We start from the raw sequence: 13915 nt of genomic DNA, 5'->3' as shown, positions 1-13915 counted from the left end.
CGTGAAATCGTGGACCTCCCGCCCTGTTCCTGAGCTGCCCGGCAGCATGCCGCAATTACGGCTGTTCGACACAGCCCTAGGCCGTGTAGTGGAGGTTGAACGGCAACCGGAACAGTCCATGTATGTCTGCGGCATCACGCCGTACGACGCGACGCACATGGGGCACGCGGCAAGCTACGTGGCCTTTGATCTACTGAACCGGGCCTGGCGCGACGCTGGCCTCCGCGTCTCCTATGTCCAAAATGTCACGGACATCGATGACCCCCTGCTGGAGCGCGCCACCGCCACAGGAGTGGACTGGCGCGAACTGGCCCAGAGCCAGATCGAGCTTTTCCAGACCGACATGGACGCACTCAATGTCCTTGCACCCAATCACTACATCGGCGCCGTTGAGGCCATCCCGGATATTGTTCCCGCCATCGAGCGCCTCATTGCCGACGGCGTTGCCTACCGGGTTCACGGTTCTGACGGTGAGCCCGACGGTGATGTCTATTACGACGTAGAAATGGCGGGCAAGCGCTCGGACGCCACCGATGCCTGGACTCTGGGTGACGTGTCGGGACTCGGCGAAACCGAGATGCTGGCCCTGTTCGCCGAACGCGGCGGAGATCCTGGCAGGGCAGGAAAGCGCCACGCCCTGGACCCGTTGCTCTGGCGGGTTGCCCGCGACGGCGAACCGAGCTGGCCCGGGGCATCCCTCGGAAACGGCCGACCCGGTTGGCACATCGAGTGTACGGTCATTGCACAGAAGTACCTTCCGGCGCCCTTCACGGTTCAGGGCGGCGGATCCGACCTCGTTTTCCCGCACCACGAAATGGGCGCCGGCCACGCCTACTCGCTGTCCGGCGTCCCGTTGGCCAAGCACTATTCCCACGCGGGCATGGTGGGCCTGGACGGAGAGAAGATGAGCAAGTCCAAGGGCAACCTGGTGCTGGTCTCCAAGCTGCGCGCAGCGGGCGAAGAACCCGCAGCCATCCGCCTGGCCATTCTTGCCAACCACTACCGTTCAGACTGGTCGTGGACCGACGAAGGGTTCGCTGCCGCCAAGACGCGGTTGGCTCAGTGGCGTGAAGCTGCAGAACACGCTCCGGAGGGCTCCGCGGGATCACTGGTAGCCGCCATGCGCACGGAATTGGCCAACGACCTCAACGCCCCCGGAGCCCTTGCCGCCGTCGATCGGTGGGCCCGGGAGTCCCTTGCCTCCGGTGCCGCAAAGTCCGCACAGGACAGTGCCTTGGTTACCGATGGCATCGACGCTTTGCTGGGCGTGGAACTCTAGGAATAAGCAACGGCACGAAAAGCGACTGCACAAGCAACGGCCCTGACATATCGTCAGGGCCGTTGATTGTTGTAGGGGTTACGGCCGCTCTTTGCCGCGACGCTTGAGGTAACGCTCGAATTCGCGGGCAATGGATTCGCCCGAGGCTTCCGGGAGGTCTGCGGTGTCCTTGGCCTCCTCCAGTTGCCGCACATACGCGGCAATCTCAGGATCCTCGGTGGCGAGCTCGTCCACTCCACGCTCCCAGGCTTCGGATTCTTCGGCCAGTGCCAGGCTGTCCAAGGGAACCTGGAGCAGGTCCTCAACCTTGTGCAGGATCGCGAGCTGGGCTTTAGGCGACGGCGGCTGGGCGACGTAGTGCGGGACTGCCGCCCACAAGGACACCGTCGGCAGTCCCGCCAGCATGGCAAACTCCGCCAGGACGCCTACGATGCCCACCGGCCCTTCGTACTGGGAAGCCTCGAGGTTGAGACGCTCCCGCAGGGAGCTGTCCTCGGTGGTGGTGCTCACCGGAATGGGACGGCTGTGGGGCACGTCAGCCAGCAATGCGCCAATCAGGACCACGGAATCAACCTTGAGTGCTTCGGCATGGACCAACAGCTCAGTGGTGTAAGCCCGCCAGCGGTAGGAAGGTTCGGTGCCGAGGACGAACACCACGTCCACGTTGCTGTCCGGTACGGACGCCTTGTAAATCCGGGTTGATGGCCATTTCACCTTGCGGGCCCCGGACGACGTTCGCCTCACGGTGGGCCGGGTGAACTGGAAGTCGTAATACTCCTCGGCATCCACGGTGGCAACCTTCTTGCCGTCCCACAACTTGTTCAAGTAGTGCAGCGCATCGCTGGCGGCCTCACCGGCGTCGTTCCAGCCCTCAAACGCAGCGAGCATTACGGTGACTCGCTGGCCTTCCGCGGGTTCCTTGAGGAAACGCTCGGGCTCCGCGGTGATGTCCTGCCCTTCGGGGGTCCCGTCCACACTGTTCATCCACTCACCCTACGTCCAAGACCCTCGTGGATGCATGGCATTTCATGTCAATGCGTGTCACCGATTCGCCCACAGCGCAATGCACGCACAGCCGTCCGCCAGGTTCCACGTAGACTTGAAACCATGCATTCCTCACCCAGCCAGCCCCTCCTCAAAGCCGTGCTCTGGGATATGGATGGCACACTTGTGGACACCGAGCCCTACTGGATCGCGGCCGAGCGTGCGCTGGTGGAGTCCCATGGCGGAAGCTGGTCGCACCAGCAAGCCATGCAGCTGGTGGGGCAGTCTTTGCTCCACTCTGCGGCTGTCCTGCAGGCTGCCGGTGTCAGGCTTGAAGCCCGCGACATCGTCGACACCCTGAGCGCCCAGGTCATTGAGCAGGTCCGCAAGGAGGTCCCATGGCGGCCCGGTGCGCGCGAACTGCTGGACGACCTCAACGAAGCCGGCATCCGTTGCGCCTTGGTCACAATGTCCGAGGGGCCCCTGGCGGGTGTAGTTGTCGAGAGCTTGCCCAAGCCCTACTTCGAGTTCATGGTCACCGGCGATACCGTCGCCAACGGAAAGCCGCACCCGGAGGCCTACCTCACGGCGGTTGAACGGCTCCGGCTGGATGACCCGTCCCTCACCATTCATCACTGTGTCGCCTTGGAAGACTCCATTCCCGGCGCCACGGCGGCCATTGCTTCGGGGGTGGTGACGGTGGGGATTCCACACCAGGTGCCCCTGCCCGAGGACCCGCGCATGGTCAGGTGGGACACCTTGGTGGGCAGGACCGCGCCGGATGTTCAGCAATTGATCGTTGACCGCCTTGCCGCAGTGAACCTGCTTGAAAGGGCCAACTAGGTGACCTCCTCTCCCGCGCCGCATCACGTTGCCAGCAAGAAGGACGGCATACCCCTCGGAAAGATTGCCGGCATACCTGTCTTTCTCGCCTACTCATGGTTTGTGATCGCCGGCTTCACGGTCATCGTGTACGGACCCGCGCTCCTGGTACGGATGCCGGATCTCGGCATCGGAGCCTACTTCGTTGCTTTGGGGTACGCCTTGCTGCTGGCCGTCTCTGTCCTTATCCATGAACTGGCGCACGCCTTGAGCGCCAAAGTGTTCAACTGGCCCACGGAAAAGATTGTGCTGAACCTCTGGGGTGGCCACACACAATTCGAGAACTTCACGGCTTCACCCGGTCGTTCAGTAGTGGTCGCCTTGGCCGGCCCTGCCTCCAACTTCATCTTGGCGGCCGGGATGTGGGCCGTACTCTCTACAGGCGTCCTCAACGGCGTCTCCGACATCCTGGCCAACATCCTGATGTGGGCCAACCTCCTGATCGGCCTCTTCAATGTCCTCCCCGGCCTGCCCCTTGATGGCGGGCGCTTGGTTGAGTCGGCCGTGTGGAAAGCAACGGGCAGCCAGGATAAGGGCACCATCGCCGCCGGCTGGTCCGGCCGTATAATCGTTGCCGCCTTGGTCATCTGGTTCATCGGCCTTCCGCTCCTCAGCGGTTCACCCCTGGACATCAACCTCATGCTGATCACCGTCCTCGTCTGCGGTTTCCTCTGGATGGGCGCGTCGAGTTCCATCCACCACGCCAAGCTCCGCAGCCGCCTCTACCTGGTGAGCGCCGCGGGCCTGGCAGAGCGCGCCGTGGGTGTACCGAACTCAGCCACCGTGGCCGACGTCCTGGACATATCACCGACCGGAAGTCCCGCCGTCGTGATCTGTGGACCGGATGGCAAACCGCAGGGGGTAGTGGACTTCGGCGCAGCGGCCGCAGTGCCTCCCCAGTCGACGACGACGACGCCGGTCACGGCAGTGGCGCACGCGCTAGGCGCCGGGGCGTACGTCCCGGAATGGTCCAAAGGCCAGGAACTGATCCAGTACTTGGCACGGCTGGAGGGCGGCGAATACGCTGTGGTGGACCACAACGGAATCGTCACCGGGCTTCTCCGCCAACAGGCAGTAGTGACGGCCATAACAGGCAAGGAGGCCCGCAGGAGCGGGCGCCCCTGACATCCTTGCCGGTAGAGTTGCATGCCGGCGGTTTTACCGAAGAACCCATTGATTTTTGGCGCCCATCCGCCAGCACGATGTTGCGGCCAAGCCGTACAGGAGTGAGGAACAGTACATGAGCAGCGAAACCGCAGCCCCCGAAGCAAACGCCGGCACCGACGAGGCGTCCGCCAGCCCGGCAATGACCGGCCAGGCTGTGCAGCCGACGGGCGCTGCTCGCCGCCGCGGGCCTTTCCGTGTCGGTGAGCGGGTCCAGCTCACTGACGAGCGCGGTCGCATGAACACCATTACCCTGGAGGTTGGTGGTGCTTTCCACACCCACCGCGGCTTCCTGAACCACGATGAAATCATCGGCAAGGTGGATGGCTCCGTGGTCAGCAATAACGTTGGCCAGCAGTACCAGACGCTGCGTCCCCTGCTCTCCGACTTCGTCCTGTCCATGCCCCGCGGCGCCGCTGTGGTCTACCCGAAGGACGCGGGCCAGATTGTCACCATGGCCGACATCTTCCCGGGCGCACGCGTGGTTGAAGCCGGCGTCGGCTCCGGCGCCCTCTCCATCTCCCTGCTGCGCGCGGTGGGTGACGGTGGTTACCTCCACTCGTTTGAGCGTCGCGAGGAATTCGCCGACATCGCCCGTGGCAACGTGGAGACCATTTTCGGTGGACCGCATCCGGCATGGCAGATCTCCCTGGGCGACTTCCAGGAAGAAGTGGTCAAGGCCGAGGCTCCAGGCTCCGTGGACCGCGTGGTCCTGGACATGCTCGCTCCGTGGGAGTGCCTTGATGCTGTGGCCACCGTCCTGGCACCCGGTGGTGTCTGGATCAACTACGTGGCAACCGTCACCCAGTTGTCCCGCACGGCCGAGGCCATCCGTGCTGACGGACGCTTTACCGAGCCTGATGCTTGGGAATCGATGGTCCGCGGGTGGCACCTTGAGGGCCTTGCCGTCCGTCCGGACCACCGCATGGTGGCGCACACCGGCTTCCTCCTGGTGACCCGCCGCCTCGCCGACGGTGTGACCGGCATTTCCGTCAAGCGCCGCCCGTCCAAGACGGAGTTCAGCGAAGAGGACCTCAACGCGTGGACCCCCGGCGCAGTGGGGGAGCGGTCAGTTTCGGACAAGAAACTCCGCCGGGCTGCCCGTGACGCCATCGCCGGCACCAACGTCCAGGACGATCCCGCAGTCACAAACTGACAAAGGTCACAATAGGGTCCGCATTCCGAATGTCACCCAGCACCCTGAGCTTTTCGGGACTAAGGTCTTGTTAAGCGCAGGAAGGGGCTGATGAATCGTGGATACGTCAAACAACGACCTTGGACGGCCAACGCCGGAGGAAGCACACGCCGCAGCGGAAGAAGCAGCAAGCCGGGGGCTTTCCGCTGTCCAACCGCCCGAGCCCTCGAGTGATCTGACCGTCGCCGAACGGCAAATCAATATCCTCCGGGACAAGCTTCGCCACATTGACCGCCAGTTGGCAGCCGCTACCCAGAACAACAGCAAGCTCGTGGGCATGCTGGAGACCGCGAAGGCCGAGATCCTCCGTTTGAAGGGTGCGCTGGAGCAGGAGGGCCAACCCCCCTACAGCTTCGGAACCGTGGTGCAGATCAATCCGCGGAAGCAGCCGGCTGCCGGCAGTTCCGGCCAGGCCGCCACCGAAGAGTCCGTGGACATCTTCAATTCCGGCCGGAAAATGCGGGTGGGTGTCAGCCCACTGGTCAATCTGAACCAGCTCGCAGTGGGGCAGGAAGTCCTCCTGAACGAGGCATTGCTGGTGGTGGCCGGCCTCGGCTACGAACGCGCCGGCGAACTGGTGACGCTCAAGGAAATGCTCGGCAAGGACCGCGCACTGGTGGTGGGACGGGCCGATGAGGAACGGGTGGTCCGGCTTTCGGGCGCACTACAAAGTGTTCACTTAAAGGTCGGCGACGCTCTGTCGCTGGATTCCCGCACCGGTTACGCCCTTGAGAAGGTGCCGCGGGCCGAGGTGGAGAACCTCGTCCTCGAAGAAGTACCGGATATCACCTATCAGGACATCGGTGGCCTCGGCCCCCAGATCGAACAGATCCGCGACGCCGTGGAGTTGCCGTTCCTGCACCCGGACCTCTACCGTGAGCACGGGCTGAAAGCCCCCAAAGGCATCCTCCTTTACGGCCCTCCGGGGTGCGGCAAAACCCTCATCGCCAAAGCCGTGGCGAATTCGCTTGCAGCACGTGCGGCGGAACGTGCCGGCAACACCGACCTCAAGAGCTACTTCCTGAATATCAAGGGTCCGGAATTGCTGGACAAGTACGTTGGCGAGACTGAACGGCACATCAGGTTGATCTTCTCCCGCGCACGGGAAAAGGCGTCCGATGGCAGCCCGGTAGTTGTTTTCTTCGATGAAATGGACTCGTTGTTCCGGACCCGCGGCACCGGCGTTTCCTCAGATGTTGAAACCACCATTGTTCCGCAGCTGCTCAGCGAGATCGATGGCGTGGAACGCTTGGACAATGTGATTGTCATTGGCGCCTCCAACCGTGAGGACATGATCGATCCCGCCATCCTCAGGCCGGGCCGCCTTGACGTGAAGGTCAAGATCCAGCGTCCCGACGCCGAGGCAGCGGCTGATATTTTCGCGAAGTACATCACCACTGACCTGCCCTTCCACGCGCAGGACCTGGCCGAATATGGCGGCGACGTCCAGGCGACCGTCGACGCCATGGTCCAGCGCACCGTGGAAGCCATGTACTCAACGGAGAAGTCCAACGAGTACCTTGAGGTGACCTACGCCAACGGCGACACCGAGATGCTGTACTTCAAGGACTTCAACTCCGGTGCAGTGGTGCAGAATGTGGTGGACCGTGCGAAGAAGTACGCCATCAAGGACCTCCTGACCAACAATCAAAAAGGACTGCGCATCGAGCACCTGCTGCGGGCCGTGGTTGACGAGTTCCGTGAGCACGAGGACATGCCCAACACCACAAACCCGGACGACTGGGCACGGATCTCCGGCAAGAAGGGCGAGCGGATCACCTACATCCGCACCATTGTCCAGGGCAAGGCTGGCCAGGAACCAGGCAAGTCCATTGAAACCACTGCCAACACGGGCCAGTACCTGTGACAGCAAGACCCGAGGGTGCGCCCGCTGAGAAGTTGCCCACCGGCGGTGCCATGCGCGTCATGGGCTCGGAAACTGAATACGGCATCCATGCACCATCGGCTCCCGGGGCGAACGCCACCATGATGTCCGCGAGGATCATCCAGGCGTATGCCGCAGTCACCCGGCAACGGGCGGCCGGGGGAGCGGAAACACGCTGGGACTACACCGACGAGGAACCGTTGCACGATGCCCGCGGCTGGACCGTGGACCGGGCAGCGGCTGACCCCAGCCAGTTGACGGACCAGCCGCCAGTGCTGGATGCCGAGGCAGTCGCGTTGGCCTATGGCCGCCAGGAGTTGGAACTTGATGGGGCGGATGAGTCCGGTTCCCTGCTGATGAACATGGTCCTGGGTAACGGTGCACGCCTTTATGTGGACCATGCGCACCCGGAGTATTCGAGCCCTGAGGTCACCAACCCCCGGGATGTTGTTGCGTGGGATGCCGCAGGGGACTTGGTTGCGTTGGCCACTGTTCGCAAGGTGGCGGCCGATGCCAGCCTCCCTCCCATCAATCTCTACAAAAACAACACGGACAACAAGTCAGTGTCTTATGGTTCGCATGAAAACTACCTCATGCCGCGTTCGGTTCCCTTCGGTGACATCATTCGCGGCCTGACACCGTTCTTTGTGTCCCGCCAGGTCATGTGTGGGGCCGGACGCGTTGGACTGGGGCAGGACAGTTCTACCCCCGGTTACCAGATCAGCCAACGGGCCGACTTCTTCGAGGCAGAGGTGGGGCTGGAAACAACCATCCGGCGCCCCATCATCAACACCCGGGATGAGCCGCACGCAACAGCTGACAAGTACCGCCGCCTTCACGTCATTATTGGCGACGCCAACCTCAGCCAGGCCTCGAACTACCTCAAATTCGGCACTACTGCCATGGTCCTGAGCCTTATCGAGGCCGGCCAGGCGCCCAGGATCGAAGTCCACGAACCCGTCCACGCGCTTCAGGCCGTGAGCCATGACACAACCCTGACGGCGACAGTGAGGTTGCTTGATGGCCGAAGGGTGACTGCCTTGGATATCCAGTGGATGTTCTACGAGGCTGCCGCCAAACTTTCCCAGGAAACGGGAGTAGCGGATTCCGTGACCGGTGACGGCCACACCCATGGTGTTCTATCGCGGTGGGAATCAACGTTGACAACGCTGGGCAGCGACCTCGATGCCGCCGCATCCTCTGTTGAATGGGTGGCCAAGAGGTCACTCCTGGAAGGGTACCGGAAGCGCGACGGACTGTCCTGGGACGACGCCCGGCTGGGCCTGGTTGATCTTCAATGGTCCGATATCAGGCCGGAAAAGGGTCTTTACTACAGGCTGCTGTCCAGGGACCGCATGCTGAGGATCGTCGCCGACGCCGACATCGCCCGGGCGATGACCGAACCGCCGTCGGACACCCGCGCATACTTCCGCGGCCGTTGTGTTTCGAAGTTCGGCAAGGACGTGGTCGGGGCAAGCTGGGACTCGGTTATTTTCGACGTTCCCGGGTTGGGCAAACTGCAGCGGGTCCCCACCCGCGAACCCCTCCGGGGCACTCAGGCGTTGACCGGTGCGCTGTTTGAGCGCCACCAGGATGCAGGCGCCTTCCTGTCTGAATTGATGGGCCGGAATGTACCCCCGGCGAAGAGCTGACGGCGCTCCGCCACGGGAAGATCCAGGCCTGGTCAAAGCAATACGCAGCAGCCCGCAGCGTGGCAATATGGCAGTAGGAAGTCTCCGTCATCAGGAGACTGACAGTAGGGAGAAAGAAAATGGCAGCACAGGAGCAGCAACAACCACAGTCACGGGACACCGAAACTGAGGTGGACGTCCCCGAGGCCCCGCCCGCAGCACCTGCGGCACAGGCTTCGGACGCAACGCAGGGCGTGGATGACCTCCTCGACGAAATCGACGGAGTTCTCGAATCCAACGCTGAGGAATTCGTCAGGGCGTTTGTCCAAAAGGGTGGCCAGTAAGCGGACCCGCTACAGGATGTACTGCCCGGCCGGCGTGAGGCCGCCGGGCATCGGAACGCAGAGTCGAAGGAGTGCAGCAATGCAGGACCCATCAACCGGCCCCCTGGCCACCCAGGCAACATCTTCTTTCACGGAGCATCTCCAACGCTCGCGTCCCGAACTCCTCCCGTTCAATCAGTCCTTACCCGCCGGCACCGTCCCGTCCTCGCCGCACGCCACCACCATCGTTGCTTTGACGTATCCGGGCGGCGTGCTCATGGCGGGAGATCGACGCGCCACCATGGGCAACATCATCGCCAGCAGGCACATCGAGAAAGTGTTCCCTGCGGATGAGTACTCCGTCTTGGGTATTGCCGGAACAGCCGGCCTGGCCATCGACATCACCCGTCTTTTCCAGGTTGAACTGGAGCATTACGAGAAGATCGAGGGCACCTTGCTCAGCCTCGTGGGTAAGGCCAACCGCCTCGGCGCCATGATCCGTGGAAACCTGCCAATGGCCATGCAGGGAATGGCGGTCATTCCGCTGTTTGCAGGGTTTGACCACGTCTCCGGCGTAGGCAGGCTGTTCTCCTATGACGTCACCGGTGGCCGCTATGAAGAGCAGGAACACCACTCGGTGGGTTCGGGTTCAGTGTTCGCCCGCGGAGCCCTGAAGAAATTGTGGAAGCCGAACCTCTCCGAGGAAGCCGCCGTTGCGGTGGCTGTTGAGGCCCTCTACGACGCCGCCGACGACGATTCAGCTACCGGCGGGCCCGATCCCGTCCGCCAGCTGTGGCCCGTGATCTACACCGTCAACCGCGCCGGGACCCGCCGTGTTCCGGAACGGGATTTGGCGGCCATAGCGGGCGCCATCGTCGAATCCCGCGCCATCGCTGGACGGGAGGCCTGAGATGACCCAGCAGTTCTATGTCTCGCCTGAGCAACTCATGAAGGACCGTGCGGACTTCGCACGGAAAGGCATCGCACGCGGCCGGTCAGTAGTGGTGATCAGTTGCTCCGACGGCATCGCGCTGATCGCGGAGAACCCCTCGCCGTCCTTGCACAAAATTGGTGAAATCTACGACAAAATCGCGTTCGCGGCGGTAGGCAAGTACAACGAGTTCGAAAGCCTCCGGCAGGCCGGCGTCCGCTACGCCGATGTCCGCGGCTATTCCTACGACCGCGAGGACGTCACTGCCCGTGGACTGGCCAGTGTGTATGCCCAGAGCCTCGGTGCCGTGTTCACGGCCGAACAGAAACCCTTCGAAGTGGAACTGGCAGTCGCTGAGGTCGGCTTGGCGCAGGAGCAGGACCACCTCTACCGGCTGACGTTTGATGGCTCCATCGCGGATGAGAACGGCTTCGTGGTCATGGGTGGACTCGCCGACCAAATTTCCGACGTCGTCAGCGGAGCCTGGGATCCTGAGCTCACCCTGGCCGGCGCCATGCGTTTGGCCCTGCGCGCCCTGTCCACGGACAAGGACGCCGATGCTCTGCCGGCCACCGCCGTCGAAGCTGCAGTGCTGTACCGCGCATCCGAAAGCCACCGCGGTTCCCGGAGGGCGTTCCGGAGGCTTTTGCCGGAGGATATGACCCGGCTGCTCACAGAGGAGGCTTGAGATGGACAAGAGAATATTTGGCATCGAAACGGAATTCGGGATCTCTTATTCCAGCCCGGATTCACGGCCCCTGGCTCCTGAGGAAGTAGCCCGCTACCTCTTCCGCAAGGTAGTCAGTTGGGGCCGTTCGTCCAATGTGTTCCTGACCAACGGCTCGCGGCTTTACCTGGATGTGGGTTCGCATCCGGAGTATGCCACGGCCGAGTGCGATGACCTTGCACAGCTGATCGCCCACGACAGGGCGGGCGAGCTTATCCTGGACGACCTCGTGGATGAGGCCCAGTCAAGGCTGGCGGCAGAGGGCTTCAACGGCACTGTCTACCTGTTCAAAAACAACACCGACTCCGCGGGAAACTCCTACGGCAGCCACGAGAATTACCTGATCCCGCGCCGCGGCGAATTTTCCCGCTTGGCTGAGATCCTCATTCCCTTCCTGGTGACGCGCCAGCTGATCGCCGGTGCAGGCAAGGTCCTCAAGACACCGCATGGGGCCACCTTCGCGTTCTCCCAACGGGCGGACCACATCTGGGAGGGCGTGTCCTCAGCCACCACCAGGTCCCGCCCCATCATCAATACCCGCGATGAGCCCCATGCCGATGCCGAGTTCTACCGCCGCCTCCATGTGATCGTGGGGGACAGCAATATGTCCGAAACCACGGCCCTGCTCAAAGTGGGAACAGTGGACCTGATCCTCCGCATGATCGAGTCGGGCGTCATCATGCGCGACATGCGGATGGAAAACCCCATCCGCAGCATCCGCGAAATCTCACATGACCTCACAGGCCGCGCCTTGGTCAGGCTTGCCAACGGCAGGCAGCTCACCGCCTTGGATATCCAGCGCGAATACCTCACCAAGGTCACTGAGTTTGTCGCCTCCAACGGGGCACACAATCCCCACGTACCTCTCATCCTGGACCTCTGGAAGCGCACGCTGGACGCCATCGAAAGCGGCGATACGTCCACCATCGACACCGAGGTGGACTGGGCCATCAAGAAGAAGTTGATGGACGGGTACATGCGCCGGCACGATCTCAGCCTGGACTCTCCACGAATCGCCCAACTTGACCTCACTTACCACGACATCTCGCGGCAACGCGGCATCTTCTTCCTGCTGCAGGCGCGGGGGGCAGCACGTCGGCTGGTTACGGAAACAGAGGTAAAGGACGCCGTGGACGCACCGCCGCAAACAACGCGGGCGAAGCTGCGCGGAGACTTTGTCCGCCGGGCCCAGGAACTTGGCCGCGACTACACCGTGGATTGGGTCCACCTGAAGCTGAACGACCGCGCCCACCAGACAATTCTTTGCAAGGACCCGTTCCGGAGCGTCGACGAGCGGGTGGATGCGCTCCTGGACTCTATGAGCTGACTCCCAGCTTCACGGGCTATTCTGAATAGTGGTCTCTTCACGGGACCCAACCTGCTTGGAGGCGCAACGCGCCCTTCCGAGTGTCCCTTGCCCCGACGAAAGTGTCTTTTTTGTGCGCCGACTCCTAGCAATCCTCCTGCCCGCCCTTCTGCTCATCACCGCCTGTGGCGGCGAGAGCACGCCGGCCGCCGAGCCCACCAGCAAGTCCGTAGGCGACGTCTCCAAGCTCGACTCCGTCAAAGTTACGGACAACGGCAACGACAAAGCGCCGGGCATTGAGTTCTCCAAGCCCCTCACCGTCGCTGAGCCCACGGTTGACGTCGTCAGTGAAGGCGATGGAGCCCGCGTGAAGGCGGGGCAGACGGCTGAGCTGGCCTACGTCGCCGTGGACGGCAACGATGGCAAGACCCTTGAGGACGGCTACGCGACCGGTCCCCAGCCAATCGATCTGACGGACCAGATCAAGTCCTCTAATGAACTGATCTACAACGCCATCATCGGAGCCAAGGTCGGCAGCCACGTTGCCATCGCCGCCCCCGGCAATTCCTCGGGTGACACCCCTGCCGGCACGCAGCTGGTGGTCTTCAAGATCATCTCCGCCAAGGATGCCGCTCCGGTCCTGGAGAAGCCCGAGGGTGAAGCAGTGACTCCTCCGGCCGGCCTGCCCACCGTGAAGGAAGACGACAAGGGCATTCCGCAGATTTCCGTAGATGGCGTCGCTGCACCCAAGGAACTCATCGCCCAGGACCTGATCAAGGGCTCCGGAGCTGCCGTCAAGGCCACGGACACCCTGACCGTCAACTACGTCGGTGTGAACCTCGTAGGTGGCACCAAGTTCGATTCGAGCTTCGACAGGGGAGAGCCCACCAGCTTCCCCCTCACCGGCGTCATCAAGGGCTGGACGCAGGGCCTTGAAGGCAAAACTGTTGGCTCACGAGTCCTGCTGGTCATCCCGCAGGACCTGGCCTACGGTGAAACCGGCCAGGGTGAAGCCAAGGGCGACCTCGTGTTCGTGGTCGACATTCTGGGCGTCAAGTAACCACCACTGAATCGTCGACAAGACTGCCAGGAACTGGCTTAAGCTGGTTCCTGACACCAATCCGTCCCTCACACCAAGGAGCAACCATGTCATTTGGTCAGCGTGACTTTGACCGAACCAAGCCCGAAATCGACTTCCCGGAAGGCGACGTCCCCACGGACCTTGTCATCACGGACCTCATTGAGGGCACCGGCACGGAAGCCAAAGCCGGAGACACCGTCTCCACCCACTACGTTGGCGTCGCCTGGTCCACCGGCGAAGAATTCGACGCTTCCTGGGGCCGCGGCGCTCCGCTGGACTTCCGCGTTGGCGTCGGCCAGGTCATCCAGGGCTGGGACCAGGGCCTCCTGGGCATGAAGGTCGGCGGCCGCCGCCGCCTGGAGATTCCTTCGGAGCTCGCCTACGGTTCCCGTGGCGCCGGTGGAGCCATCAAGCCCAACGAAGCACTGATCTTCGTTGTAGACCTCGTGGCCGTCCGCTAGGACACCTTTCAGGGCAGGGCGCGTTACTTTCCGGTTTTACCGGTTGGTGACGCGCCTTGCTGCTTT

General features: G+C 62.8%; 13 protein-coding genes. 12 read left to right on the top strand and 1 reads right to left on the bottom strand.

What is annotated here, in order from left to right; genetic code table 11:
• Position 1 precedes the first annotated feature (1 nt).
• Positions 2–1279, top strand: coding sequence for a cysteine--1-D-myo-inosityl 2-amino-2-deoxy-alpha-D-glucopyranoside ligase (gene mshC, locus ABIE35_RS06720; protein WP_354513442.1), 1278 nt, complete (start codon positions 2–4; stop codon positions 1277–1279).
• A 78-nt stretch (positions 1280–1357) separates the two neighbouring features.
• Here the strand turns inward: mshC and ABIE35_RS06715 are convergent, their stop codons facing one another.
• Positions 1358–2263: a PAC2 family protein gene (locus ABIE35_RS06715; protein ID WP_354513440.1), complete on the bottom strand. Its 906-nt coding sequence runs from the start codon at positions 2261–2263 to the stop codon at positions 1358–1360.
• Positions 2264–2293: 30 nt separating this feature from the next.
• Here ABIE35_RS06715 and ABIE35_RS06710 point away from each other — a divergent pair, with 30 nt between their 5' ends.
• From ABIE35_RS06710 to ABIE35_RS06660, 11 genes are all read left to right on the top strand, one after another.
• On the top strand, positions 2294–3106 hold the full coding sequence (locus tag ABIE35_RS06710; RefSeq protein ID WP_354513439.1) for an HAD family hydrolase: 813 nt from the start codon (positions 2294–2296) through the stop codon (positions 3104–3106).
• The gene (locus ABIE35_RS06705; RefSeq protein WP_354513437.1) at positions 3107–4270 is read left to right on the top strand and encodes a site-2 protease family protein; all 1164 of its coding nucleotides are present in this window, start codon (positions 3107–3109) and stop codon (positions 4268–4270) included.
• Positions 4271–4385: 115 nt separating this feature from the next.
• Positions 4386–5465 carry a tRNA (adenine-N1)-methyltransferase gene (locus tag ABIE35_RS06700; RefSeq protein ID WP_354513435.1) on the top strand — a complete coding sequence of 360 codons (1080 nt, stop codon included), beginning with the start codon at positions 4386–4388 and terminating at the stop codon, positions 5463–5465.
• Between the two features lie 97 nt (positions 5466–5562).
• Positions 5563–7371: a proteasome ATPase gene (arc, locus tag ABIE35_RS06695; protein WP_354513433.1), complete on the top strand. Its 1809-nt coding sequence runs from the start codon at positions 5563–5565 to the stop codon at positions 7369–7371.
• 50 nt (positions 7372–7421) lie between these two features.
• Positions 7422–9041, top strand: coding sequence for a depupylase/deamidase Dop (dop, locus tag ABIE35_RS06690; RefSeq protein WP_354513838.1), 1620 nt, complete (start codon positions 7422–7424; stop codon positions 9039–9041).
• A 119-nt stretch (positions 9042–9160) separates the two neighbouring features.
• Complete coding sequence (locus tag ABIE35_RS06685; protein ID WP_026540702.1) at positions 9161–9364, top strand: ubiquitin-like protein Pup; 204 nt, start codon at positions 9161–9163, stop codon at positions 9362–9364.
• A gap of 79 nt (positions 9365–9443) precedes the next feature.
• Positions 9444–10253: a proteasome subunit beta gene (gene prcB, locus ABIE35_RS06680; RefSeq protein ID WP_354513430.1), complete on the top strand. Its 810-nt coding sequence runs from the start codon at positions 9444–9446 to the stop codon at positions 10251–10253.
• Between the two features lies 1 nt (position 10254).
• Complete coding sequence (gene prcA, locus ABIE35_RS06675) at positions 10255–10962, top strand: proteasome subunit alpha (protein ID WP_354513428.1); 708 nt, start codon at positions 10255–10257, stop codon at positions 10960–10962.
• A gap of 1 nt (position 10963) precedes the next feature.
• A complete protein-coding gene (pafA, locus tag ABIE35_RS06670) occupies positions 10964–12328 on the top strand; it encodes a Pup--protein ligase (protein WP_354513426.1) in 1365 nt (454 codons plus the stop codon).
• Positions 12329–12440: 112 nt separating this feature from the next.
• Positions 12441–13367: an FKBP-type peptidyl-prolyl cis-trans isomerase gene (locus ABIE35_RS06665; protein WP_354513424.1), complete on the top strand. Its 927-nt coding sequence runs from the start codon at positions 12441–12443 to the stop codon at positions 13365–13367.
• An 86-nt stretch (positions 13368–13453) separates the two neighbouring features.
• Positions 13454–13849, top strand: a complete 396-nt coding sequence (locus ABIE35_RS06660; protein WP_011774867.1) for an FKBP-type peptidyl-prolyl cis-trans isomerase — start codon at positions 13454–13456, stop codon at positions 13847–13849.
• Positions 13850–13915 lie beyond the last annotated feature (66 nt).

Source organism: Paenarthrobacter sp. 4246, from assembly GCF_040546855.1.
Lineage (GTDB): Bacteria > Actinomycetota > Actinomycetes > Actinomycetales > Micrococcaceae > Arthrobacter.
The sequence above is the reverse complement of the archived record's forward strand: the minus strand, read 5'-3'. Positions and strand labels throughout refer to the sequence as shown.

Bases quoted from the DNA above. Each gene is read 5' to 3' on its own strand.
- ABIE35_RS06715 (WP_354513440.1), bottom strand. From the start codon at position 2,263: ATGAACAGTGTGGACGGGACCCCCGAAGGGCAGGACATCACCGCGGAG.
- ABIE35_RS06710 (WP_354513439.1), top strand. From the start codon at position 2,294: ATGCATGGCATTTCATGTCAATGCGTGTCACCGATTCGCCCACAGCGC.
- ABIE35_RS06700 (WP_354513435.1), top strand. From the start codon at position 4,386: ATGAGCAGCGAAACCGCAGCCCCCGAAGCAAACGCCGGCACCGACGAG.
- dop (WP_354513838.1), top strand. From the start codon at position 7,422: ATGCGCGTCATGGGCTCGGAAACTGAATACGGCATCCATGCACCATCG.
- ABIE35_RS06685 (WP_026540702.1), top strand. From the start codon at position 9,161: ATGGCAGCACAGGAGCAGCAACAACCACAGTCACGGGACACCGAAACT.
- prcB (WP_354513430.1), top strand. From the start codon at position 9,444: ATGCAGGACCCATCAACCGGCCCCCTGGCCACCCAGGCAACATCTTCT.
- prcA (WP_354513428.1), top strand. From the start codon at position 10,255: ATGACCCAGCAGTTCTATGTCTCGCCTGAGCAACTCATGAAGGACCGT.
- pafA (WP_354513426.1), top strand. From the start codon at position 10,964: ATGGACAAGAGAATATTTGGCATCGAAACGGAATTCGGGATCTCTTAT.
- ABIE35_RS06660 (WP_011774867.1), top strand. From the start codon at position 13,454: ATGTCATTTGGTCAGCGTGACTTTGACCGAACCAAGCCCGAAATCGAC.